The 24,624-nt window shown below is 72.3% G+C and carries 13 protein-coding genes; 5 read left to right on the top strand and 8 right to left on the bottom strand.

The genetic code is table 11. The annotated features are described in order from the left end of the window. The first annotated feature begins 173 nt into the window (after positions 1-173). The 3 genes from HZZ10_RS14740 to HZZ10_RS14730 are packed head-to-tail and all read left to right on the top strand — an operon-like array spanning position 174 to position 4,953. The gene (locus tag HZZ10_RS14740; protein ID WP_179914077.1) at positions 174-1,196 is read left to right on the top strand and encodes a 3-oxoacyl-ACP synthase III; all 1,023 of its coding nucleotides are present in this window, start codon (positions 174-176) and stop codon (positions 1,194-1,196) included. After that, positions 1,193-3,925, top strand: a complete 2,733-nt coding sequence (locus HZZ10_RS14735) for an alpha/beta fold hydrolase (protein WP_179914076.1) — start codon at positions 1,193-1,195, stop codon at positions 3,923-3,925. The genes HZZ10_RS14740 and HZZ10_RS14735 overlap by 4 nt, the downstream gene beginning before the upstream one ends. Further along, the gene (locus HZZ10_RS14730) at positions 3,922-4,953 is read left to right on the top strand and encodes an NAD-dependent epimerase/dehydratase family protein (RefSeq protein ID WP_179914075.1); all 1,032 of its coding nucleotides are present in this window, start codon (positions 3,922-3,924) and stop codon (positions 4,951-4,953) included. Before HZZ10_RS14735 ends, HZZ10_RS14730 begins: the two co-directional genes overlap by 4 nt. A gap of 138 nt (positions 4,954-5,091) precedes the next feature. On the opposite strand, the gene HZZ10_RS14725 is transcribed toward HZZ10_RS14730, so the two are convergent. After that, complete coding sequence (locus HZZ10_RS14725) at positions 5,092-5,934, bottom strand: SDR family oxidoreductase (protein WP_179914074.1); 843 nt, start codon at positions 5,932-5,934, stop codon at positions 5,092-5,094. Between the two features lie 163 nt (positions 5,935-6,097). After that, positions 6,098-11,887, bottom strand: a complete 5,790-nt coding sequence (locus HZZ10_RS14720; RefSeq protein WP_179914073.1) for a DUF5979 domain-containing protein — start codon at positions 11,885-11,887, stop codon at positions 6,098-6,100. A 209-nt stretch (positions 11,888-12,096) separates the two neighbouring features. On the opposite strand from HZZ10_RS14720, the gene HZZ10_RS14715 reads away from it, so the two are divergent. Next, entirely contained in the window at positions 12,097-13,095 is a 999-nt protein-coding gene (locus HZZ10_RS14715) for a squalene cyclase (protein WP_179914072.1), read from the top strand. A 108-nt stretch (positions 13,096-13,203) separates the two neighbouring features. Here HZZ10_RS14715 and HZZ10_RS20090 read toward each other — a convergent pair whose 3' ends face one another. Further along, on the bottom strand, positions 13,204-15,798 hold the full coding sequence (locus HZZ10_RS20090; protein WP_179914071.1) for a LuxR C-terminal-related transcriptional regulator: 2,595 nt from the start codon (positions 15,796-15,798) through the stop codon (positions 13,204-13,206). 245 nt (positions 15,799-16,043) lie between these two features. Then, positions 16,044-17,018, bottom strand: coding sequence for a glycoside hydrolase family 43 protein (locus tag HZZ10_RS14705; RefSeq protein WP_179914070.1), 975 nt, complete (start codon positions 17,016-17,018; stop codon positions 16,044-16,046). Positions 17,019-17,366: 348 nt separating this feature from the next. Between HZZ10_RS14705 and HZZ10_RS14700 the strand changes: the two genes are divergently transcribed. Next, complete coding sequence (locus HZZ10_RS14700) at positions 17,367-18,545, top strand: ATP-binding protein (protein ID WP_179914069.1); 1,179 nt, start codon at positions 17,367-17,369, stop codon at positions 18,543-18,545. Here HZZ10_RS14700 and HZZ10_RS14695 read toward each other — a convergent pair. The 4 genes from HZZ10_RS14695 to HZZ10_RS14680 all read right to left on the bottom strand — a co-directional run bounded on the left by HZZ10_RS14695 (position 18,536) and on the right by HZZ10_RS14680 (position 24,601). Beyond that, positions 18,536-21,409, bottom strand: coding sequence for a DUF7927 domain-containing protein (locus HZZ10_RS14695; protein ID WP_179914068.1), 2,874 nt, complete (start codon positions 21,407-21,409; stop codon positions 18,536-18,538). The two genes, HZZ10_RS14700 and HZZ10_RS14695, sit on opposite strands and share 10 nt — an antisense overlap. 236 nt (positions 21,410-21,645) lie before the next feature. Next, positions 21,646-22,662, bottom strand: a complete 1,017-nt coding sequence (locus HZZ10_RS14690; RefSeq protein ID WP_179914067.1) for a hypothetical protein — start codon at positions 22,660-22,662, stop codon at positions 21,646-21,648. After that, on the bottom strand, positions 22,659-23,363 hold the full coding sequence (locus tag HZZ10_RS20220) for a helix-turn-helix domain-containing protein (protein ID WP_179914066.1): 705 nt from the start codon (positions 23,361-23,363) through the stop codon (positions 22,659-22,661). Before HZZ10_RS20220 ends, HZZ10_RS14690 begins: the two co-directional genes overlap by 4 nt. 128 nt (positions 23,364-23,491) lie before the next feature. After that, a complete protein-coding gene (locus HZZ10_RS14680) occupies positions 23,492-24,601 on the bottom strand; it encodes a CobW family GTP-binding protein (protein ID WP_179914065.1) in 1,110 nt (369 codons plus the stop codon). Between the last annotated feature and the right edge of the window lie 23 nt (positions 24,602-24,624).

Genomic DNA, 24,624 nt, shown 5'->3' with positions numbered 1-24,624 from the left:
ATAGAGGGTGGACCCGTCGACCCCGCCAGGGGCTCGGGGCCTTCAGGACACGACCGTGCGCGGTGCTCGCGCGCCCGCGGCCGGTCCACCCCGAACATGCGGAGCGCGGCCGACGGACGCACGATGAGCATCCCGGCCCGTGGCCCGCCCACACGAACGACAGGAACGCGAACGTGAACGGCAACGCAACATCGAAGCACCAGAACGTGGCGCTCCTGTCGGTCGCGACGGTCGTGCCGGACGTCGTGACGACCTCGGAGGAGATGGACAACCGTCTCGCCGAGACGCTCAAGCGCCTGCGCATGCCGCGCGGTCTGCTGCAGCGCGTCGCGGGGGTCCACGAGCGCCGCCGCTGGGCCGCCGACCAGAGCTTCGAGTCTGCCGCGATCGCCGCGGGTGAGAAGGCTCTCGCCGAGGCGGGCATCTCGGCCTCCGACATCGGGCTGATCATCAACACCTCGGTGACCCGTCCCCACCTCGAGCCCTCGGTCGCCGTGCGCATGCACAACGGGCTGGGTCTGCCGTCGTCGGCCATGAACTTCGACATCGCGAACGCGTGCCTGGGCTTCATCAACGGCATGACCGTCGCCGCGCACATGATCGACTCGGGCCAGATCCGCTACGCGATGATCATCGACGGCGAAGACGCCGACGAGGTCAACGACAACACCATCGACCGGCTCAACCGCCCGGAGACCAAGCGCTCGGACTTCATGAACGAGTTCGCGAGCCTCACGCTCGGCTCCGGCGCTGCTGCGGCGATCCTCGGCCCGGCCGACTCCCACCCTTCGGGGCACCGCATCCTCGGCGGCGTGACGCGAGCCGCGACCCAGTTCCACGACGTGTGCGTCGGCTCGGTCAACGGCATGTACACCGACACGAAGGCGCTGCTCAAGGGCGGCATGGAGCTGGTCGTCGCGGCGTGGCAGGAGGCCAAGGACACGTGGAGCTGGTCCGCGATGGACCGCTACGTGCTGCACCAGGTGTCCGACGTCCACACGAGCGCGATCGTCAAGGCTGCCAAGCTCGACCGCTCGAAGGTCCCGACCACCTACCCGAGGTACGGGAACGTCGGCCCGGCGTCCATCCCGATCACCCTCGCCGAGCAGTCCTCGACCCTCGCCCCCGGCGACAGGGTCCTGCTCATGGGCGTCGGCTCGGGCCTCAACACCTCGATGATGGAGATCACCTGGTGAACCCTTCGCTCCCAGCCGCCGCGTCCACCACGTCGGCGGCCGTGCTGCCCCCTGCGCTCGACGGGCTCGACCCGGCGTGGTCGCGCCTCGTCGAGGCACCGGACAGCGAGGGAGCGCGGCGCACCTGGCACGTCCTGGACAACCTCTCGCGCCTCGAGCAGTCCGGGTCCGAGCCGATCGGCACCATCCTCTGCGTGCACGGGAACCCCACGTGGTCCTACCTGTGGCGCGGTCTGCTCTCCGCGGCGACCGAGCAGGCTCAGGCCGGCGGCGACGTGTGGCGCGTCGTGGCCGTCGACCAGCTCGACATGGGGTTCTCCGAGCGCACGGGCAGCGCGCGCGGCCTGCCGCAGCGCGTCCGTGACCTCGACGCCCTGACGACGGCCCTCGGCCTCGAAGGACCTGTCGTCACCCTCGGTCACGACTGGGGCGGCGTCGTCTCGCTCGGCTGGGCCGTCGACCACCCGGAGCGCCTGCTCGCGGCGACGGTCCTCAACACCGCCGTGCACCAGCCGGAGTCCGACCCGATCCCCGCACTGCTGCGCCTCACCCTCCAGGGCCCTGTGCTCGGCCGCGCGACGGTCAGCACCCCCGGGTTCCTCGCGACGACCCTCGCGCTCGCCCGGCCCGCGCTGAGCCGTGAGGTCCGCGACGGGTTCATGGCGCCCTACCTGCGCGCCGACCGCCGCGGCGGCATCGGAGCCTTCGTCGCGGACATCCCCGTCGACGAGACGCACCCCAGCCACGCCGAGCTCGACAGGATCGCCGAAGGGGTGCGCAGCCTCGCGGTCCCCGCCCTCGCGCTCTGGGGCCCGCGCGACCCGATCTTCAGCGACCGCTACCTCGACGACCTCATGGACCGGCTGCCGCAGCTCGACGTGCACCGCTTCGAGGGCGCCGGCCACATGATCGCCGAAGAGGTCGACTACGCGGGCGCCGTGCTCACGTGGCTCGCAGACCTCACCGCGGAGCGTGCGGCCGCGTCCGAGGACGGCATCGCTCCTGGCGTCCCTGCTCCTGGCGCCTCGGTCCCCACCCAGACCGCGACCTGGACCACCGCGCCCCTGTGGCAGAACCTCGAGGACCTGCGCGACAGCGACGACACCGTCCTCGTCGAGATGGCTCCGTCCTCAGGTGCCGGCCCGCGCACCGTGAGCTGGCGTCTGCTCTCGCGCCGGGTCGACGAGATCGCCGCCGGTCTGCTGACCCTCGGTGTCCGCCCGGGGGACCGTGTCTCGCTCCTCGTGCCCCCTGGCGCCGACCTCACGGCCGTCCTCTACGCCTGCGTGCGCATCGGCGCCGTCGTCGTGGTCGCCGACGCGGGACTCGGCCTGCGTGGTCTGACGCGTGCGGTCCGCGGCGCCCGCCCGTCCTACGTGATCGGCGCGCTCCCGGGGCTCTCGGCCGCCCGCGCCCTCGGCTGGCCCGGCGTGAAGATCTCGACGACGGTGCTCCCCTCGCCGACAGCACGGGCTCTCGGCGTCACGCGCAGCCTGCTCGACGTCGCGGCGCTCGGCGCACGCGCCCTCGAGGGGACGACCCTCGCGGAGCTCGCCCCGTTGCCCTCGCCCGAGGACGCCGCAGCGGTCCTCTTCACCTCGGGGTCGACCGGACCCGCCAAGGGGGTCGTCTACGCGCACGGCCAGCTGTCGGCGGTCCGTGACGCCCTCGCCGAGCGCTACGGCATCGGGCCCGGTTCGGGCCTCGTCGCAGGTTTTGCGCCCTTCGCGCTGCTCGGCCCGGCCCTCGGCGCCCGTTCGGTGACCCCGGACATGGACGTCACGTCGCCCAGCACGCTCACGGCGCAGGCGACGGCCGCGGCTGTCGCGGCAGCCGACGCGACCACGCTGTTCTTGTCGCCCGCCGCGATCGCGAACGTCGTCGCGACCTCGGGCGACCTCACGGACGACGACCGTGCGGCGCTCGCCCGGGTGCAGACCTTCCTCTCGGCCGGGGCGCCCGTCTCGGGCAGCCTGCTGGCTGCCGCCGAGAGCCTCATGCCCGCCGCGACCGCCCACACGCCCTACGGCATGACCGAGGGCCTGCTGCTCACCGACGTGACCGCGGACGAGATCCGCGCCGCCGAGGCGAGCGGAGGTCGCGGCGTGTGCGTCGGACGCCCCGTCGCGACCGCGACGGTCCGGGTCGTCGCGCTCGACGAGCAGGGCCGGGCGACCGGCGAGCTCGGCGACACCCCTGACGTCACCGGCGAGATCGTCGTGGCGGCCCCGCACGTCAAGGACCGCTACGACAGGCTGTGGTTGACCGAGCGTGCGAGCCGCCGCGTCGACGGGCCTGCAGCACCTGAGGGGCAGCGCTGGCACCGGACCGGCGACGTCGGGCACCTCGACGCCGACGGCCGCCTGTGGGTCGAGGGTCGCCTCGCCCACGTGGTCGTCACGGCCGACGGTGTGGTGACGCCCGTGGCACCCGAGCAGGCCGCAGAGTCGTCGAACCTCGTCGCGCGCGCCGGTGTGGTGGGCGTCGGGCCCGTCGGGACCCAGCAGCTCGTCGCCGTCGTCGAGACCGTCGAGCGGACCCGCCGCCCCGGCCTTGCGCCGCACGACGTCGCCGACGACGTCAGGGCGCGGGTCTCCGAGCCTCTCGCCGCCGTCTTCGTGGTGCCTGACCTGCCGACGGACGTACGCCACAACTCGAAGATCGACCGGAGCCGTCTGGCCGCCTGGGCCGAGGACGTGCTCTCCGGAGGACGGATGACCACACCATGACCGAGCGCGCGACGCCAGCCGACCAGACGATCCTCGTCACGGGGGCGAGCGGGTTCCTCGGCCGTGCCGTGGTCCGCGAGCTGCTCGCGGGCGGCTACGCCGTGCGGACGCTCCAGCGGACGCCGAGCCGCACGCCAGGGGCGACCGACGTGCTGGGCTCTGTCACCGACCCGGAGGTCGTCGCGCGCGCCGTCGCGGGCGTGGACGCGGTGGTGCACCTCGCTGCGAAGGTCTCGCTCGCCGGTGATCCTGCCGACTTCGAGAGGGTCAACGTCGGCGGCACCCGGACGCTGCTCGACGCCGCGCAGGCCGCCGGGGTGCCGCGCGTCGTGCACGTGTCGTCGCCGTCGGTGGCCCACCACGGCGACTCGATCGTCGGCGGCGACGCCGGGCCTGCGGACCCTGCGCTCGCCCGTGGTGACTACGCCCGCACGAAGGCCGCCGCCGAGCTGTTGGCCCTCGCCCGCGACGGGGCGGCTCTCGGTGACGGGTCCAGGCCAGGGAGCGCGGGCTCGGTCATGCGCGTCGTCGCAGTCCGACCGCACCTCGTCTGGGGCCCCGGGGATACCCAGCTCGTCGCCCGCGTCGTCGAGCGGGCCCGCGCGGGACGTCTCCCTCTGCTCGGCCACGGCGCCGCGCTCATCGACTCGACCTACGTCGACAACGCGGCGAGCGCGATCGTCGCGGCCCTGCGCGCCGTCGACGACGTGCACGGCCAGGCCTACGTCATCACCAACGGTGAGCCGCGGCCCGTCGCAGAGCTCCTCGCGGGGATCTGCCGTGCTGCGGGCGTCGAGCCGCCGCGCTGGAGCGTCCCGGCGTCGGTCGCCCGGGCGGCGGGCTCGGCCGTCGAGGCCGGGTGGAAGATCCGCCCGGGGGCCGACGAACCGCCGATGACGCGGTTCCTCGCCGAGCAGCTGTCGACGGCGCACTGGTTCGACCAGCGCCGCACCCGCCGCGACCTGCGCTGGGAGCCGGCCGTCTCGGTCGACGAGGGCCTGCGCCGCCTGGCCGCGTCGTACAGCTGAGAGGCGCTCGCCCGCGCGAGCCCTCCGCAGCTGTCCGGCCAGTCCGCCTCCACGGCGCACCCAGCCGGTCAGTACGCCGCCGGACCTGACCGGCCAGTGCGCCGCCACACCTCACCGGCCAGTCCGCCGCCTTGCTGCTCAGCCAGCCTGCTGGCTGAGCAGCTCGCGCAGCGTCAGCGGCGGCCGGCCGGTGAGCCGTTCGACGGTGTCGGTGACCGTCGCGAGCTCGCCCTGCGCGATCGCCGTGTACGTCGACACCCAGGCGTGGACCTCCCAGTCGGGGGCGTCGTAGACGCGCCGCGACTCGTAGGCCTCCGGGACGGTCTCGTCGACGTAGGCGAGGTCGCGGCCGGTCACCTCGCGGATCACCTCGATGGCCTCGGGGATGCTCAGGGCCTCGCGGCCCGTGAGCTCGTAGGTCTGGCCGGCGTCCGACGCCGGGTCCTGCAGCACGACCGCGGCGACCCGGGCGACGTCTTCGCGGGCGACCGCACCGAGACGTCCCTGCCCGGCAGGCCCGCGGATCACGCCGTCCTCGCCGGCGAGCATGGGCAGGAAGTCGAGGTAGAACGAGTCCCGCAGGAACGTGTACGCCATCCCGGAGGCCCGGATGTGCTCTTCGGTGTACCAGTGGTCGCGGGCGAGCGTGAAGACGGCTGTCGGCGACGCACCGAGGAAGGACGTGTACACGACGTGCTGGACACCGGCGCGGGCGGCGGCGTCCACGAAGGCCCTGTGCTGGTCGAGGCGCTCGGCGCTCTCGGCCCCGGAGACCATGAAGAGCACGTCGACGCCGGCGAGGGCCGCGTCGGAGGCCTCGGCGTCCCCGTAGGACGCCTGGACGACGTGGGCGCCGGGGATCTGGGGAGCGCGGTCGGGCGAGCGGACGACAAGACGCTGCTCGAGCCCGGCCTCGCCGAGCAGGTGGGCGACGGCCCCGCCTACAGCACCTGTCGCGCCGGTGACGGCGATGGTGGTCATGGGGCTCCTCCTCGTGGTCTGGTGGCTTCTCCGTCGAGTCTGCCTCCTCGTGGCCGCCGCGTCGCGGCGGGGAGCCCGGACGTGACGAAGGCCCGGACGTGACGAAGGCCCGGAGCCCGACGTCTGTCGGTCTCCGGGCCTCCGCGGGCCGTCCGAGGGTGTGTCAGCCCTGCGTCTCACCTCTCGCGTCGGCCGTGCGGCGGCGACGGACCACGAGCACGGCGCCCGCAGAGACGAGCAGCAGCGCGACGACGCTGATCCACGCCACGTCGGCACCCGTCACGGGCAGGCCGCCCGCGGCAGCCGGGACGTCACCGTCACCCGGGGTCGATCCCGGCCCGGCCGGGGTCGACGGGTCGACCGACGGGCCTGTCGGGCCCGTCGGCTCGACGGGCTCGGGCGGCGTCGTGAAGGTGTTGACGACAGTCAGGCCGATCTCCTGCACCTCGTCGCTCGTGCCGACGACCACGGCGGTCTCGTAGGAGTCGGCGTCGATGGTGACAGTCGTCGCGCCACCGGTCTCGGTCTCCGCGGCGAAGCAGTGCGCCCCGTTCGGCAGCAGCAGGTCGGCGCCGTCGGCGTCGACGAGCCTCAGCGTCTCGCCACCACGGATCTGCGTCGAGGCCGACCCGAGCGTGAGGATCGTCCCGTCAGAGGCCTCGACCTGGCAGGTGACCAGGACCGTGAACTCCGCGTCGCGCACCGCCTCGGTGTCGGCGGCGTCGCCGTCGACGATCTTGGTGAGGTCGAGCGTCGCGGCCGAGAACACGTTGGTGAAGCCGGCGACGACAGTCTGCTCGAGGCCCTCGACAGCGTCGGGGATCGTCACCGTGACGGGAGCCGGGGTGGTGTCGGCCCCGCCGGTGCCCGTCTCGGTGACCACGCACTCGGCGCCGACGGGGAGCCCGTCGAGGGGCTCGGAGTAGAGCGTCGTGCCCGAGCCGTCGCCGGAGACGACCAGCTCGGACGAGACGACGTCGGCACGGCCGTCGAGGGAGCAGACCACCGAGAAGGTGAACGGCCCAGCCGACAGCCCGTCGGTGCCCGGCCCCGTGAAGTCCTTCGCGACGACGAGCGAGCCTGCCCGGAACTCGTTGACGATCGCGAGGGTCGCGACCTCGCCGACGGCCGTGGGTGTCGGCTTGGAGACGTCGTCTGTCGCGTCCTCGCCATAGGTGACCTTCGAGGCTCCGCCGGCGTCGGTCTCGAGGACGGAGCACTCAGCGCCCGAGGGCACGTCAACGACGGTCGGCTCGAGCGAGCTCACCGTCACCTGGAGGGGGTCGAAGCCCGCGACGGGCGCTCCGCCGTAGGTGCAGGTCACGGCTGCCGGGTAGGTGGTCTGCGCATACGGTGCGGCCTTGCCGACGACGTCCTTGACGAGCGCGAGGCGCGTGGTCGAGAAGTCGTTGGTGATCCGCACCTGCTGGGGAGCCGTCGTGCTCGTCGGGTCCGCGGGGATGGTGACCCTGAAGGGGTCGGCCTCGGTCGCGTCTCCCGCGCCGCCGCGAGGGTCGGTCTCCCACACGGCGCACTCGGCACCGGACGGGATGCCGTCCACGCGGACAGGGGTGTCGACGGAGACCGAGAGCGTCTCGTCGCGGACCGTGGTCACGTCGCCGCCGACGGGGTCGACGGTGCACACGACGCGCACGCCGAAGTCGACGTCGTCGAGGGCGAGACCGTAGGGGTTCTCACCGATCTCCTTCGAGATCTCGAGGCTGCCGAACATGAGCCCGACGCCGACCTGGATGGGCTCGGTCGAGGGCAGCACGTACGAGCCCCCGCCGCGCTGGGTCGTCTCGGCGTGCGCGAAGGAGTTCCACGCGACCGAGGGGTTGGCCACCTCGGTCGCGTCGACCGGGGAGGTCATCGCGAAGGTGATGTCGACGGCGCCACCCGGCACGAGCGGTGTCGCGAAGGTGAGGTCCATCGACGCCGCGGTGACGTCGGGGGAGAAGGGCGCAGCCCACTCGGATCCCGCGCACTGTGGCGCGGAGGAGCCCGCCCCACCCATGTCGAGGTCGGAGGTGCAGATCGTGGACTCGGTCGTGTACCGGGTGGTCATCGCGCCGGGGCCGCTGAGCACGGGCTCGGTCGCGAGCGTCGGACGCGTGGTCCACTGAGTCCCGCGGGACTGGTCGAGGATCACGCCGGTGTCGCCCTGGACGGGGAACCTGTCGACGATCCGCATGTTCGTCGCGGACTCGGTGCCCGCGTTGACCAGGCGCAGCAGGTACTGGAACTGGTCGCCCGGGTTGACGAGCGCGATGCACGGGAAGGCCGTGTAGACGACGCCGTCGGGGCCGACGCGCGACGGGCACTGCGGTCCGCCGACAGCGACGGCGGTCTTCGTCCGGGTGTTGTACCAGCCGAGCTCGACGGTCCCGGCGACCCACTTGCGGGCGCTGAACGCGGCTCCGCCCTTGACGGTCACACCGGCGCTCGCCGTGCAGTACGTGCCGGGGCCGAAGGCGCCGTCGGTCTGGGACGCGGCGTCGCAGGTGAAGGACGGGCCGGTCCCGGTCGCCCCCATGGTGTTGGTGATGACCTGGTTGGTCGTCACTCCGGGCTCGAGGCGCACCTGGATCTCGATGGTGAGGCGCGCGCTCGGGGCCAGGACCCACGGCTGGCCGTCGGCGCTGGTCGAGAAGTCCCAGGCGAGACCCGCTGTGCGCTCGCCGTCAGGTGTCGCGGTGAAGACCGGCGCGGGCACGGGTGGCGTCCCTGCGGGCACCGTCACGTCGACGACCTTGAAAGGCTGCCCGCCGTCGCCGGCGAAGCTCTCGTCGAGCTCGAGCCCGACGGGCAGGAGGTCCTTGACCACGAGGTCGCTGATGTTCGAGGTGCCGGTGTTGCGCACGGTGAGCCTGAAGGGGGCCACCTCACCCGGTTCGATCGACGAGTTGGGGGTCTTGGAGACCGCCATGCTCGACGTCCCCTCGACGAGTGCGAGGGTCGCGTCGACGGGGTCGATCTCGCGGGGGTCACCCGAGACCGGGTTGAGGAAGGTGTGGTACCTGGCGCTGACGGTGTTGGTCAGCGTGGCAGGGACCTCGGCCGTGGCGTCGCTGCGCGGGTGCTGGCGCGGGCTCACCGTGAAGAGCAGGCGGCCCGAGCACATGGTGTCCTCGCACGGCGTGAGCATGTAGCCGTCGTTGACGGCGCTCGTCGACGTGAAGGTAGCGCGCAGCCCGGTGACCGACGCGGCGCTGACGCCGTTCGGCAGGACGGCCGTGGTCCGCGGCGTGCCTGTCACCCAGGCGCCGCCGGAGAAGGCGTCGACCTGGACGCGGTCCGCGCCGGCCGGCATGCGGAGCCCTGTGAAGGTGCGGAAGTCGACGGCGTCGAAGAAGTCGGGGTCCTGGTCGGTCATCTGGAGCGACTTCATGCTCATGTTGCCGGTGTTGCGGGCCGTGAGCGTGACCGTCGCGGTCTGCTGGGAGAGCCCGGGGACCCACTCGGGGAGCGTCGCCGGGGCGATCGACTTGTTGAGCGAGCCGGCGTCGTTGGCCGGGCCGGTCTCGATCTGCGGAGAGCACGCCTCGGTGCCGACGTAGCCGCCCGCGGTCGGGGTGTAGCAGTTGGTGATGACGACGCCGTCGGGGACACCGGGGCGGCGCTCGGTGCGCAGGTTGAGCGTGAAGCCCTTGGTGGGCGTGAGCTCGCCGTCCATCCGGGCGCGGACGCCTGTCGCGCGCTCGAGGACGTCGGCTGCGACGCCCGTGTACGCGACCCAGGCCGCGGCGACAGGGTCGTAGACCTCGATGGCCACCCCGGGGGTGCTGGCGGACTTGTCGACCGAGGCGCTCGTGAGGCGGAGCGAGTCGAAGGGGTTGCCTGCCGCGACGGGCGTGCCGTCAGGCTCGGTGCGGGGGTCGGAGACGACCGGGGAGACGAGGGCGATGTTGCCGTTGTTGACCACCCGCAGCGTGAAGGGGATCGGCTGGTCCTCGGGGACCGAGGTCTGGCCGACGGTCTTGGTGCCGCCGAGGCTCGGGTTCGCGGTCTCGACCTCGAGGTGCCCCGAGACGGTCCCGGAGGTGGTGCCTGTGCTGTCGGTGCGGCCGGCTGATCCTGTGTACCCGGCGACGTTGAGCACGAAGGGGCTGGTGCCGTCGGCCAGGTCGTCGTCGGTCACCAGGTCGTTGAGCGTGCCGTGGATGCCGAGCCGGGCTGTCGCGCTCTCGGCGATGCTGGGGTTGCCGTCGGCGTCGCGGCCCGAGTAGGTGATGGTCACGCCGGTGACGCGCTTGCCTGCCTCGGTCGGGGCGGTGCCGTCTGCCGTGTACGTCTGCTCGGTCATGGTGCCGTCGGCGTAGGTGACGAGCACCTGGGCGCTCGTGCCACCCTGCGGCAGCACCCAGCGCACCTGCGCGACGTCGAGCTTCTCGAGCTCGCTCGCGCTCGGGTCTCCGACCGGGGCGCTGTGCGGCTCGCGGACGACGATCTCGGCGATCTTGAAGGGGGACCGGTTGGTGATCGAGACGATCGCGGTCACCGGGGAGTCGTGGCCGATCACCGCGTGCTCACCGGTGTCTTCGGTGTAGCTGGCGTCGGTGTCGGGGAAGTAGTCCTTGGTCGCGCCGAGGACGAGGGTGTCGGGGAGGATCTGCGTGCTCGCGCAGACCTGCGTCCCTGTCGACGGACCGGCGACGGCGTCGACGGCGCCGGGGACAGCGCAGTTGTCCACGATGATCCGGCTGCTGGGGCGCAGCGGCTCGCCTGTCGAGCGGAGCGTGTCGCGCAGGACCATGTCGAGGGAGACCGACCCGCCGGTCGCGTCGTAGGGGAGCGCGGCCCCGCCTGCGGTGAAGGCGATGCGCGCCCCGGTGACGGCGGTCGCGTCCACGCCCGCGGGCAGGTCGAAGGCGCCGGGGGCCGTGAGCTGGCCGGCCGGCACCTCGGCACCGTCGACGACCACGAAGAGCTGGGCCGTGGTCGCGCCGGCCGGGAGGGTCAGGAGCGTGGCGTCGGTGAGGTCGAAGTGCTCGAAGGTCGTGGGGGTGCTGTCGCTGACGGACAGCTCGGTCACCTCGGCCGAGGTCGACGAGGTGTTGCGGACCCCGAGCACGATCGTGCTCGTGGACCCTGTGCCCGCGACGTTGGCGGGGCTGTCCCAGCGCTTCGTCGCGACGGGTGTCACGACGCGCGGGACGGAGACGACGAGGTCGGAGGTGGAGGAGTGCGGCTCGGCGTTCTCGGCGACGACCGTCGCGGTGTTCGAGACCGTGCTGCCGTCGAGCAGCGTGGTGTCGGCCGGCAGACGCATGCCGATCGTGAGGTTGACGGCCGAGCCTGCGGTCAGGCCCTTCTCGCCGACGGGCTCCTGCAGCGCGTCGACGAACTGGACGGTGAGCTCACGGGTCGTCTCGTCGTAGGTGACGGTCCGCGAGGGGGTCGACGGCGGCAGGCTCGTCACGTCGAGGCCCGCGGGCAGCACGTCGGTCACGGTCTCGTCGACGCAGTCGACGGTGAGGCCGGAGCACTTGACGGTGATCTGGTAGGTGAACTCCTTGCCGGGGGTGAGTGCACCCACGACGTCGTTCGTCTTGGTGACGTTCACCTGGCTCGTCGGGAGGTCCGCAGCGATGACCGCGCCCTGGCGCTGGGCCGGGGCGTCGTTGGGGTCTGTGCCCTCGGTGGCTCCCGGGGCCTCGGGGGCGGTCGCGGCAGGCGCAGGCTCGTCGGTGGACCGCGTGTCCACGGCCCCCTCCGGAGCCAGTCCCGTCTCGTCGGCGGTCGTCGAGGGAGCCGGCGCCGGTGCGGGGCTCGGTGCGAGCGTCTGGCTCACGGCAGGCTCGTCGGCCGCGACGGCCGCCACGGGTGGCAGCGTCAGCCCGACGAGCGCGAGCATGATCGACACGGCGACGGTCCGGGCGCGGCGTCGCCCCCTCCCGTCCTGCGTCGGGCGGACGGAGAGTCCGGGCAGGGGCGTGGAAGGGTGCGGCATGAGGTGCTCCGGGGGCTTTCGCCGGTCGAGCCGACCGGCTGAGGCAAGGCGTGCCGCTCAGGACGGGGCACCGATCCATGGCACCAGCGCCACCTTGAGATGCGCTCAGGTCCAGGGTGAATCCCGGGGTGAGACCCCCGTCATCCCCCTGACCAGCGGCTCCACCCGCCCCCTCGTCGCGGCGACGGGCGAGGGGTAGCGTCGCCCGCATGGCGATCGACGACGACCTCCTGCCGTGGCTGCTCGACTCCGACCCCGCCCTGCGCTGGCAGGTCGAGCGTGACCTCGCCGGTGCGCCTCCGGCCGTGTGGGAACCCACGCGGGCGCGCGTCGCGACCGAGGGCTTCGGCGCGCGGCTGCTCGCGCTCCAGGACGACGACGGACGCTGGGCCGGGGGCGCGTTCTTCCCGGCGGGCTTCGACTTCCAGGGACCTGAGGCGGCCCCGGGCGCCGGGCAGCCGTGGACCGCGACCACCTGGTCCCTCGTGTCGCTGCGCGAGTGGGGGCTCGACCCCGACGTCCTCGCCGGGACCGCTGAGCGTCTCGACGCCGTGTGCCGTTGGGAGTACGACGACCTGCCGTACTGGGGCGGCGAGGTCGACGTGTGCATCAACGCCTTCACCCTCGAGAACGGCGCGTGGCTCGGGGCTGACGTCTCGGGGATCGCCCGGTGGTTCGTCGAGCACCAGCTGGCCGACGGCGGCTGGAACTGCGAGTGGGTCGACGGGGCCACGCGGTCCTCCGTGCACTCGACGCTCAACGCCGTCAAGGGGCTGCTGGGCTACGAGAAGGCAGCCGTCCCAGGGACGCCCCCGGAGCTCGTGGCCTCGCTGCGGGCGGCCCGGCGCGCCGGGGAGGAGTACCTGCTCGAGCGGCACCTGCTGCGCAGGCTCTCGACAGGGGAGCTGATCGCTCCGTGGGTGACCCGCTTCGCGTACCCGTTCAGGTCCTTCTACAGCGTGCTCAACGCCCTCGACCACTTTCGCTCGGCGTCGCTGCACGACGCCGAACCGCCCGACCCGCGCCTCGCCGAGGCCGTCGAGGTGGTCCGGGCAGCGCGCCAGCCCGACGGGACGTGGACCCAGGAGCGCCGCCACCCCGGGCGGGTGTGGTTCGAGGTCGACGTGCCGGCCGGGGAACCGTCGAGGTGGCTCACGCTGCACGGCATCCGCGTCCTCGACTGGTGGGACGCGCACCGCGAGGACTGAGACGTCGCCCGAGGACTGAGACGTCGCCCGAGCACCCAGCCCTCTGCCCGAGGAGAGCGGCCCGCAGCGAGACCTGCTGGTCGCCTGCGGCTCCGCGCGGTCTTCGTCCTACGCGTCCCCAGCCCGGTCCTGACCGAGGAACCCCAGCCTGGCGCCCTCGGCGAGGGCCGCGCCGCGGCTGGTCACGCCGAGCTTGCGGTAGAGCGAGCGCAGCTGGCTCTTCACGGTGTTGACCGACACGAAGAGCTGCTGGGCGACCAGGTCGACAGGCGCACCCGTCGCAAGCTCGTGGAGCACGGCGACCTCGCGCTCGGAGAGCTCGACGACAGGCACGCGCTGCGCGACGCGTGCCGGGATGGCCGCGGCCCGCAGCCGCTCCATGACCTCTGCGGCCTCGGGCACCTGCGCGGCGACCCTCTCGAGCACCGCGCGGTCGGTCAGCGCATAGGGGTGGAGCAGCTCCGGTCCGGAGGTCTGGACGGCGCGGCGCAGCGCCGACCGAGCACCGTCTGCGTCGCCGAGGACGTCGCGGGCCTCCATGTCGACGAGCAGCACGGTGACGCGCTCGCGGGGGCTCGGGGCCTCGCGCCAGAGCGCGGTGGTGCAGATCTCGACGGCTCCGACGGCGTCGCCCGCGTCGAGGACGAGCCTGGACCGCAGGGCGGCGTCGCCGCGCAGCCCAGGGTGCTCGACGGTGAGGTTGGTCGCCCGGGTCGGGTTGCCGCTGCACGCGAGCACCCGGGCGAGGGTCGAGGTGAGGACCGTGTGGGCCAAGGAGGGGACCACGAGGCGGTGGCCCGCCGAGACCATGGCGTTCTCGAGGGTGGTGAGCGCACCGTCCGTGTCACCGCGGAGCGCGCAGACCATCGCGCGCGCCAGGTCGACGAGGTACCAGGCGGCATGGCGCTGGTGCTCGATCGTGCCCTGGGCCGGGAGGTCTGCGAGGTGCCGCTCGGCCGCGTCGAGGTCGAGGGTGTCGATCGCGAGGAAGGCCCGGGCGGCCGGGGCGGCGAGGTCCATCGTGAGCGCGAGGTGCTCGGGAGCCTCGGCGAGGGTCGCCCCGACGGCCAGGTGCTCGTGGGCGCGCTGGTTCGAGCCGCGCACGGCGTCGATCAGTGCGACGGTCTCGATCGCGGTGCGGGCCACGAGCTCGAGGTCCCCGCCCGTCCCGGCCCAGGTGCAGGCGAGCAGGTCGTCTGTCGCGGCGTCGAGCCTGCCGGCGGCGAGCTGGGCGATACCCGCGTGCAGCAGCAGGAAGGGCAGGACGTCGTCCGTCCCCGGCCTGTACCGGCCCTGGTCGTCGCGCAGCGCGTCGACCATCCGGGTGGCCGTCTCCGCAGCGGCCTCGAAGCGCTGGGCACGCCGGTCCGCGATGATCTGCCCGACGGCGACCCCGACCACGTCCCGCAGCGCCGACTCGTCGAGATCCTCGTGCGGCTCGGGCCACGGGACGGTCAGCGCCGTGATCGTGTCGTTGCGTGACCCGAGCAGCACGTCGCGGACCATGAGGAGGCGCGGCATCGCCCGGAAGCGGTCCGCGGGCAGCTGCTCGAGGGCCTCGCCGAGGGCTGTCGGCGCGTCCGTCACGAGCCGCACCCATCCGGAGTCGACGACCTCCACGACCCGGTCCCAGTCCTGCGCGGCGACGGCGTGGTGCAGGGCGCGGGCCGGGTCGTCGGCGAGCACGCGCGAGGCCTGCCTGTGCGCGTCGGTCACGAGCGAGCTGATCTTGGGCCACCCGGAGGTCGACAGCGAGCGCAGCAGCGGCATGTACGTCCAGACGCGCCCCTGGGGACCGGGTCTGGACCGCGCGAGACCGCTGGCCTCGAGGGTCTCGAGGATCGTCTCGGCCGACTCGTTCCCGGTGAGCGACCGGGCGAGGTCGACGGTGAGCTCGTCGACGACGGTCGTGGCCACGACGAAGAGCGAGCCCGGAGACCCGTCGATCGACCGGTTGCCGAACAACGGGCCGAGGGTCTCCCAGCCGGCCCGGGGCACCTCGCCCGTGCCGATCGACGCCGTGAGCAGACCACGGACCAGACCGGGCCACCCCCAGAGGTCGTCGTGCAGCCCCTGGACGACCCCGTCGGCGAGCACGGCGTCGAGGGAGACGGCGAGCCGTGCGATCTCCCGCGGGGTGAGGGCGAGGGACTGGCCCTCGACGAAGGCCGTATCCATGCCCAGGCGCGCCAGGTGCTCGGGGTCGCTCGACAGGTGGCTGCAGAGGACCAGCCGCACGGCAGGCGAGGCGCGCACCATCCGGGCGAGGTCGGCGTCCACGCGGGCCGTGCGGACCTTCTCGACGTGGTCGACGACCAGCACGAAGGGCGTGGTCCACCGCGCGAGCGCGTCCCGCACCGCGGCGGCGGGGGACACGGGCGCAGGCGCAGCCCCGGTGCCCTCCTGGGTCACGCTGCCGCTGCCAGCCCTGGGCGCGACCCCCGCGTGCACCAAGAGCTCGAGCATCGACCACCAGAAGTCGTCGGCCACCTCGGTGCGGCGCGCGGTCATCCACACGGCCGGGTGCCCCGTGCGCTCGAGCCACTCGCTCACGTGCGCGGACTTGCCGTACCCCTGCGGGGCGCGCAGGACGGTGACGGCGTTCCCGGCGTCGAGGACGCCGTACACGTCAGGCTTGGGGATGAGGTGGCTCGGCACCCGCGGCGGTCTGCTCCACCGCGGACGCTCGCTGCTCGTGGGCACGGCGGGTCCTTCGAGGTCTGAGATCAGGGAGGCTGCCGATCCTACGAAGCCTGACCTGCGACGACGCGAAGTATGACGAGGGCTACCCTGCTTTCACCCGACAGACCGGACGACCCTGGCCAACCCGCCCGGCAGGCGTCCCACACCTCGGCCAGGACGCTGCGCACCCGCGGTCCGCGATCCGCCGCTCCCCGCCGTCCGCCGGGCACCTGAGACCCCGCCGTACCTCACCCACCGCTGCCCCCTCACACCCCGTAGGCCTCCACGAGCCTCGCCCGCTCGCTCGCGGTGATGGGCACGATCGAGCCGTGCCGCGGGTCGACGGGCAGCTCCGCGCCGGGGCTCTTGGTCCACGTCCCGGTGTCGAGGTCGTCGGTCTCGAAGGGGATGTAGCCGCGCATGCCGTACTCGTCGATGAACAGGTACCAGCGCTCGCGGTCGAGCGCCTTGGTCACGGTGGGCCCCTCGCCCTGGCGGATGCCGAGCTCGGGGTCGGTCGACATGCCGATCGCCCCCGTGACGTACTCCCAGTCGGTGCTCAGCAGGTCGTCGGAGCGCTCGAGCAGCACAGACTTGCCGTCGAGCCCGGGGGTGGGTGCCTCGCGCTCGTCCTTGCTGAACCTGTAGAAGGTGCCCTCGTGCTCGATCACGGTCGAGTCGATGACCGAGTGCCCGGGGTCGACCCACACCTGCGCGGGCGTGAACTCGCGGAAGTCCGTGGTCCGGGCGACGAGCATGCGGTTGTAGCTGACGCCCTGGTGCTCCGGGTCGTCGGCCGGGTAGAGCATCGACGCCCAGTACACCGCGTAGCTCGACGTCTCCTCGTGCCAGGTGACCTCGGGAGCCCAGACGTTCCCAGCCGTCGGCGGGGCGACCTCGGCGAGCCAGGGCTCGCTCCAGGTGACGAGGTCGGGGGACTCCCACACCACGAGGGACCGGCTGCCCGTGCGCTGGCAGGCCATCCAGTCCTGGCTGCGGTGGATGTGCAGGTCGGTCGCCACGAGGTAGAACCCGTCGCCCGACGGCCTGCGCACGAGGAAGGGGTCGCGGACGCCGCCCGTGCCCAGGCCCGAGGTGAGGACGGCCTCGCCCCCTGCCAGGGTGTCCCAGCGCAGCGGGTCGCCGCCGCGGCTCACGGCGAACCTCACCTGCTCACCACCGGCGTGGTCCTCGCCGGTGAAGTAGGTGAGGAGATAGTCGGCGTAGGGCTCGTCGGGCATGCGTGATCCTTCTCTGGACGTCGTCGTGCAGCGGATCGGACGACTGTACTAGGGCTGAGGGTCGGACCGGCTGGTCTGCTCTGCCGCGACGATCGCGACTGCTCGGAGCGCTGCGAGGACCGTGCGGACCGGAGCGAGAGCGAGCGTCTCCGGGCGGGCCAGGGCGTCGACGTGGCGGACTGCCGAGCCCCGGTCTGGGCTTCAGCGGCCGGGGGAGACACGAGTCATAGAGGCTTCAGGGGCGCCCCAGCGTGCTCTGCGGGTGAGTGACGAGAGGGAGATCGAGGAACATGTAGCCATGTGTAGGCGGGTATAGGTTTTGGCCTATAGACGCCTAGACTTGTCTACATGGACAGGACGCTCAACCCTTACGCTCCCGGATCGGGGATCAGCCCGAAAGCTCTGGAGGGCCGCGACGCGGAGATCGAGTCGATAGACACGATCGTGGCCCGGGCGCGGCATGGCCTCCACAGCCGGGCGATCGTCTTGTCCGGCCTGCGGGGTGTTGGCAAGACGGTCCTTCTCAACGCGTTCCGTCTCCACGCGAAGCAGCGGGACTGGATCACGGTTCCGGTCGAGGCCCGCTCCACTGAGACGGGGCGCGACTCCGTCCGCGCGAAGCTCGCCCGGGAGCTGGTCGTCGCTGCACGCTCCTCCAAGATCGAGCGCGCGGGAGAGGCGGTGAAGTCCGCTTTCGGGTCCATCACGTCCTTCTCTGCGTCTCTCGGGATGAGCGGAGTCTCGCTCGGCGTCGACCGAGCCGTAGGACGTGCGGACTCAGGTGTCCTCGAGGTCGACCTTGAGGAGATGGTCACCGACGTCGCGACCGCGATGAAGGACAAGGGGCTGGGATTCGCCATCTTCGTCGACGAGATGCAGGACCTGGACGAAGAGCTCCTCACGGCTCTCCTCGCGGCCCAGCATGCGGCGGGGCAGGACGGGCTCCCGTTCTACGTCTTCGGTGCTGGCCTGCCGAACCTTCCCTCCGTGCTCTCCGAGGCGCGCTCCTACGCTGAGCGACTGTTCGAGTACCGACAGATCGGCCCCCTGGTCCCCGACGCTGCGCGCAGGGCGCTGTCGCGGCCGGCTCAAGAGATGGGCGCCTCGTTCGACGACGACGCACTGACGCGCCTCGTGGAAGCCGCCGACGGCTACCCCTACTTCCTCCAGGAGTACGGGAAGGCCGTCTGGGACGTCGCCCCGGCCCGTCCGTTCACGCTTGCTGACGCAGAGGCGGCCGTCGTGGTCGGGACCGCCCAGCTCGACCAAGGGTTCTTCCCCGCCCGGTGGGACCGCGCGACACCCGGAGAGCGCGCATATCTGCAGGCGATGGCCCGCGACGGAGAGCGCGGCTCCCGGACGTCCGATGTGGCCATAAGGCTCGGACGAGGCCTCTCTTCGTTGGGTCCGACCCGCTCGGAGCTGATCAAGAAGGGGTTGATCTACTCACCCGAGCACGGCCGGATCGCCTACACGGTCCCTGGCATGGCCGACTTCATCCGACGCCAGTTCACCGATCAGCCCTGAGGTGAGCGAGCAGCCTCCCTGGTCTCACCCCGTCGCAGACCGACCACGAGGCACGCCGCGGCCGCCAGGAGCAGGCCGCCGGAGATCCAGGTGGCGGTGCTCCCGTGGCCCCCGACCAGCGGGAGGACGAACCCGCGGGGGTCGGTCACCGAGAGGGTGCTGATGCCGTCCGTCGTGGACACGGCGACGTTCGGCACCTGGGCGGACGGTGCGGTCAGCGTGACAGCCCCGTCGGCGCCGACCTGGAGCCCGACGGCGGTCGCGAGGAGCTGGTGCCCCTCCGGTGCGTGCGTCTCCTCGAGCCAGTAGGTGCCCGCCTCGATCCCGCCGCTGACGAACAGGCCGGTCTCACCGGCGACGGTGGTGAGGGCCGGCGTGGTGAGCTCGGCTCCCAGGGCACCGTCGTCGTCTGCCCGCAGCACGAACTCCGCTCCGCCGAGCCGCACGCTCCCGTCGGCGCTGAGCTTCTCGACGTGGAGGTAGCGCACCGGGTGCTCGGTGCACAGACCGGGCACGCACGGGTCGTCCGGGCCTGGGGGCTGGGACCCCGCGACGACCACGTTGCGCAGCAGGTTGTCGCCGCGGTCTGCGGTCTTCACCACGACTGTGTACACCACCTGGGTGTCGGCCGAGATGGTGCCGGTGATCCTCAGCAGGTCGTCCTCCGGCCCGGTCACGGTCAGCCCGCCCGCGTCGAGCAGGGAGCCGAAGCGTGCATCGTCGAGCACCCCTCGCAGGTCGTCCGTCCAGTCGACCGTGACGGGGTCGGTCCCCGAGTGGTCGAAGGTGAGGGTGTAGGTCACGACGTCGTCCTGCCCCAGGGCGTGCCCGGACTCTGGCTCGGCGGACTTGAGGACTGTGAGCTCGGCGCGGGGTGTCGTGACGCTGGCCTCGCACCCTTCGCCCGGTGAGCACCCGGGGTCGACCACCTGGAACGGGATCCTGGGCGCGGGGGAGCCGGGGGTCGGAGGAAGGAGCATCTCCGCGGGTGGGGTAGCCCGCGCGACGTTGGTGATGTCCTCCATGTCGAGGTCGTCCGCAGCGACCCGCCCGGTCACGACGTAGACCACCGATCCTCCAGGTGGGATGGTGACGGTGTCGGCGACGTCGCCCGTGCCGCCGGCCGCACCGCAGGTCGCTCCTCCCGTCGAGGCGCAGGTCCAGGTCGGCTCTGTGACGCGTGCCGGGACCAGGTCGGTGACGGCGACGTCCGCGGCCGTCGTGACAGGATTCGCCGCTGTCGAGGCCGCGTTCGACACCGTGACTGTGTAGACGACCTGCTCACCCGCTGCGTAGCTCGCGGCGGCAGCCTCTTTGGTGATCGAGAGGTCGACGACGGGCAGGACCGTCAGCGTCGCCTCGCCCGGGGCCTCCAGCCCGCACAGGCCGTACGTGATGCCGTCCCAGCACGCAGGGGTGCCGGCGCCGGGCGTGAAGTTCTCCGGACCGTTCGTGTAGACGCCGACGCCGGTCCCCAGCGCGTCGTCCCACGCCTGGACCTGCACGTCGACTGTGCACGAGGCCTGAGACTCTGCCAGGGAACCCTGGACCACCACCTCCCCGGAACCCGCTGCGGCGGTCACCTGCGCCGTGGAACCCGCGGCACCCGAAGATGCGAGGCAGGTCGTGCTGCTCTCCCCGGTGGCACGCAGACTGTCGGGGAGACGGTCGGTGAGGTTCCAGCCCGTCTTCGCGTTCAGCTCGGCGGTGTTGGTGACGGTGAGCCGGAGCGTCGAGGTCTCGCCGTCGGAGACCACGGAGGGGGTGAAGGCCTTGTCGAGCCGGGGGGTCGCGTCGAGCGCCCGCACGTTGTCGAAGGCGCCGTCGTTGCCCAGCGTGGCTGTCGTCGCGTTGTACATCTTGACCTCGAGCAGGCCTCCGGCCAGCCGAACCACCTCGTCGGGAGACAGGCGGTTGAGGGCGACCGTGCGGGAGCGGCCCTCGAAGGCCTCCCACGTGATGCCGCCAGTCGCGGCGGAGGTGAGCGGGTACGTGCGTTCGCGGTGCTCCGTGTTCGGGCTCTGCGTGGTGCTGCAGGCTTCGACAGGGTCACCGAGCGAGGTCCAGGTGGGGGCCCCGGGCACCCTGTAGGCGAACTGGTACCTAGGGTTCTGAGACGCAGCCCCGCACAGAGCCGCCGTGTCGACGCCGAAGGCCATGTACCGGTTCGGGCCCGGCAGCGGGATCGGGGTGGTGGTCTGCCACAGCACGCCGTCCCTCTCACCTGCGGGGACCGCGGGGCAGGTGCCCCCGTCGGTCGTGGTGTGGTTGCACTCGCTGTAGGACGTGTAGACGAAGTTGCCCGTCGAGCCGCCGAACTGCTGCCCCATCGCCAGGGCCAGGAGCCGCACGAAGGACCAGCTCTGCACGCCGTCGTCGAGCCCGCAGGCGTACGGGGAGGCGCTCGCGGCGCCTGTGATCGCCCAGGCCGGAGGCGTGGCCGAGGCCTGCGACAGGATGACACCGTTGCACCGGGCGCCGTCGGTCCAGCCCGGCGAGCCCGTGTAGGTGTGCCCGCTGTAGCCCGGGTAGGCAGAGACGTAGGCCGCACGGCCGCCGGGACCGCTCTGGAAGGCCCGGGCCTGCCCTGCGGGGACGTTCTGGAAGTCTTCGAGGAACACGACAGCGCCGGGCGCGGGGACACCCGGACCGGCTGAGAGGAGCTCCGGAGTCTCAGCGACCGCCTGCGAGGGCATGGAGGCCAGGAGTGTCGAGACCAGGAGGAGCGCGAGCACGACAGCGCCCGAGAGGAGCCCGCTCAGCCGGGCGCGCCTCGCCCCTGCACGGCGTGGGCGCACGGCCCCGCCTCGGACGACCACCTCGTCGAGGATGGTCGACGTCCGGCTCTGGACCTTCTTCGTCATGCTGTGCTCTCCCCGCGGTATGGCCGGCCCGGCGCCTCGGCGCGGCTGGCATGTGACCCCTCTGGAGAAGACACGCTGTGGGCACCGGTCTTGTGACGCGCTCTAGCCGACTTTCACCCGCTCTGTCCGTCGTGGGCGATGCGCTCATGGGGCATCGGGGCGGTCACGAACGTTCACCTGGCATGCCTGCGGCACGCGGGGAGGTGGTGGTGAGCGCCCGTGAGCAAGCCTCGAGGCTAGGTGCCGAGCAAGAGCTCGAGCGCGTCCCGGGCGGCTGGGGAGTCTGCGGATCTGAGCCAGTGCGAGGTGGTCAGACGATCAGCTCCTCGCTGGATGCGCCGGCGGTCCTCGTGACGGATCTCGGCGGCATATCGCACGACGTCTCCGGAGGCGGCCAGCGCGTCGAGGAGAGCGACGAGGTCGCTGAGGTGACGGGCGGGTTCCCGCCTGTCGGCGAAGGCCGCGGTCGACTTGATGGTGAGGGCGCCGAGCAGATCGGGCACCCTGACGGGTCCGGTACGACCGTCGTCGAGCTGGACATCCAGTCGTTGCGTGCGGGCGAGAGCCTGCTGGACACCGGGAAGCTCGACTGCGGGCAGGCGGGAGGCAGTCAGGGGGACGGTGTCTTGGTCGTTGACGCGTTCGGGGACGATGAGGTCGATCAGGACGGGGTCGCGCGACCACCTGTAGGACAGGTCTGCCCCTGCCAGAGATGCAGGGGTGATGTCGACGAACCCGAGCCGGGTCATGTCTCTGGTGAGCTCTCGAAGGGCCCGGCGGTGGGTGAAGACCCCGACGGCGATGTCGGCGTCGCCGGTCGCCCGGGTGAACGGGACGTCGTGGCGGACGCAGTGTGTCATCACCATCAGGCCGCCCACGACTGTCCAGGGGTAGCGTGCCTCCCCGAGCGCCTGGAGCACCGCGAAGGTCTCCGTCAGCACGGGGTCGAGTGCGGGCATGAGAAGTGGCCCAGGCATCTGCGGGAATCGCGGGGACCCGTTGCGCAAGAGAACGGCGGCGGCGAGCAGGGAGGCTGTGCTGGTCTCTGGTGCTACCGAGGCGAGCAGGTCGTGCAGGTGCAGACGATCTACGTGGTGCGCCGGGAGCTGGCGCAGGAGGTTGTTCAGGGTCTCCAGGGCGGCAGGGTGACCGGCCGAAGGGCCCTGGGTGTCGAGCCGAGCGCGAGCGGTCTGGTGATCGGAGGTCGTCAGTGTCGTGACGATCTCTACGAGCACGTCCGTCGGGGTGGTCACGAGCTGATGGCCCGGGATGTGGTGATGGCGTTGAGCAGGGCGGTGCCTGCGGAGGTCGAGCGGGGGTCGTCCTCGGTCAGGAGGTCGTGGGCGACGACGAGACGGAACGCGTTGTGCCCGTCGGTGCCCAGCGCGGTGAGGCCGATCGGGGGAGGGGTGCTGATCGTCACGTTCCCTGCGTCCGAGCGAAGCAGCCCCAGGTGACGTCGGAGATGGTCGACGTCGTCGAGGGTGCTGGTCCAGACGGTGGCACTGGCGAGCCCGACGAGCGGGTCGGTGACGAGGTTGGATGCGGAGCGCCCTGATCGGACTGTCGACGGCGCGGACAGCACTGCTTCGACCTGGGCGGGCGAGGCTCTGAACGTGGTTCGTGTCTGGGCGAGCCGGGCGGTCCATGCTTGCCAGGTCCCTGGTGCGGCTCCCGTAGACGTGAGTCTGGATCGAAGGCGGGAGCGCTCGTCCGCTCGTAGCCAGCCAGCCTGCGCCCCGTCGAGGAGCGCAGCCGCGGCCCAGGCGACTCGCGGGGAGAAGGCGCGTGTGTGGGCTGGGCGCTCGCGGCGCAGGAAGTCGTCGAGATCGCGGTCGTCGACGACGTATGCGGCGCCCACCTTCGTCGCCCGCAGGACCCCGCCGGAGATCAGCGCTCGTACGCGGCGAGTCGAGAGGCCTGTCCGTGTTGCCGTCTCTGTCACGCTGAGCATGACACTCATAGTCCAGCATCGGAATATGAGTGTCAAGGGTCGGGGAGTGCTCCGAGGTCAGCGCCGTCTTGGCGTGCGCCTGAGCCCGGAGAGGCCTCCCCGATGACTTCGGCAGTGCCCCCTTGCCGTCACCCCGCGTCGGACCGTTCCCCCAACCACGGAGCGAGCACGTCCTCCCGCCCGAGCCACGCCGCGCCACCGTCCGCCAGCTCCGCATCCGTGAGCAGCACGTCCTCGAAGACCTCGCGCAGCCTGGCGCGCTCGCCGCGGGCGACGCCCGTGAACACGAGCCGGGTGTGCGGCTCCTGCCGCTCCCAGGTGCCGAGCTGCCCCAGGTACAGCTGCCCGCCGGCGCCGTCCCACTGGCAGATCGAGTCGGGGCGGTTGGGCAGCCAGAAGACCCCGCGGCTGCGCACCCGCCCGGTGCCGAGCTCTTCGATGCGGTCGAGCAGGCGCTCGGGGTGCATCGGCCGGTCGGAGCGCAGCTCGAGGCTCCAGGCGTGCGCGCTCTCCCACGAGTGGGCGTGGGCGTGCAGGGGGTTGCAGCGGCGCTGGGCGGCGAGAGCGTCGTGCTCGGCGCAGGTGAGGCGGTGCGCGCTGAGCTCGTGCAGGCCGTCGATCCGCCGGGAGTCGGGGGAGCGCAGGTGGTCGACGAGCTCGTCGCCGCAGCGCGCCGAGAGCCCGCGGTGGGTGCTGCCCGAGCTCGAGGTGACCACGAGGTCGGCGTGCGCGAGGTGCCCGGCGAGCACCTCGCCGACGGCGCGCTCGTCGTCCTCGGTGAGCCCGATCCCGCGCTCGGCGACGGAGTCGATGCCGAGCAGGTCCTCTTCGGCCTCGTCGACGTCGACCGCCGTCGCGACGGTCGCGAGCCGGACCATGTCGAGCTCGGCCCCAGGGTGGGTGGCTGCGTCGAGGGCGATGCTCACGGGCAGGGAGTCGGCCGAGACGGGCAGGGCGAGCACGATGTCGTCCCAGCGGCCGTCGGTCGCGAGCCTGCGCAAGGTCGGGAGGGCGTCTTCACGCACCGCGCAGCTGAGGCAGGCGTGCTCGAGGTCGTGGCGCTCGTCCTCGACCGTGCCGCCCTGCGTGATGACTGCGCGGCGAAGGTGCCCCTCGGCGGCGTGGATGTCGTGGCGCAGCACGACGGTCCGCGGGGAGTCGACGAGCAGCGCGAAGATCGCGGTCTCGCGGACGACCGGGTCGATCGTGGTGAGCAGGGACAGGGGGATCTGTGCCATGGAGGGTCTCCGGGTGGGGTGGG

It is taken from the genome of Sanguibacter inulinus (genome assembly GCF_013415325.1).
Classification (GTDB): domain Bacteria; phylum Actinomycetota; class Actinomycetes; order Actinomycetales; family Cellulomonadaceae; genus Sanguibacter; species Sanguibacter inulinus.
The sequence above is the reverse complement of the archived record's forward strand: the minus strand, read 5'-3'. Positions and strand labels throughout refer to the sequence as shown.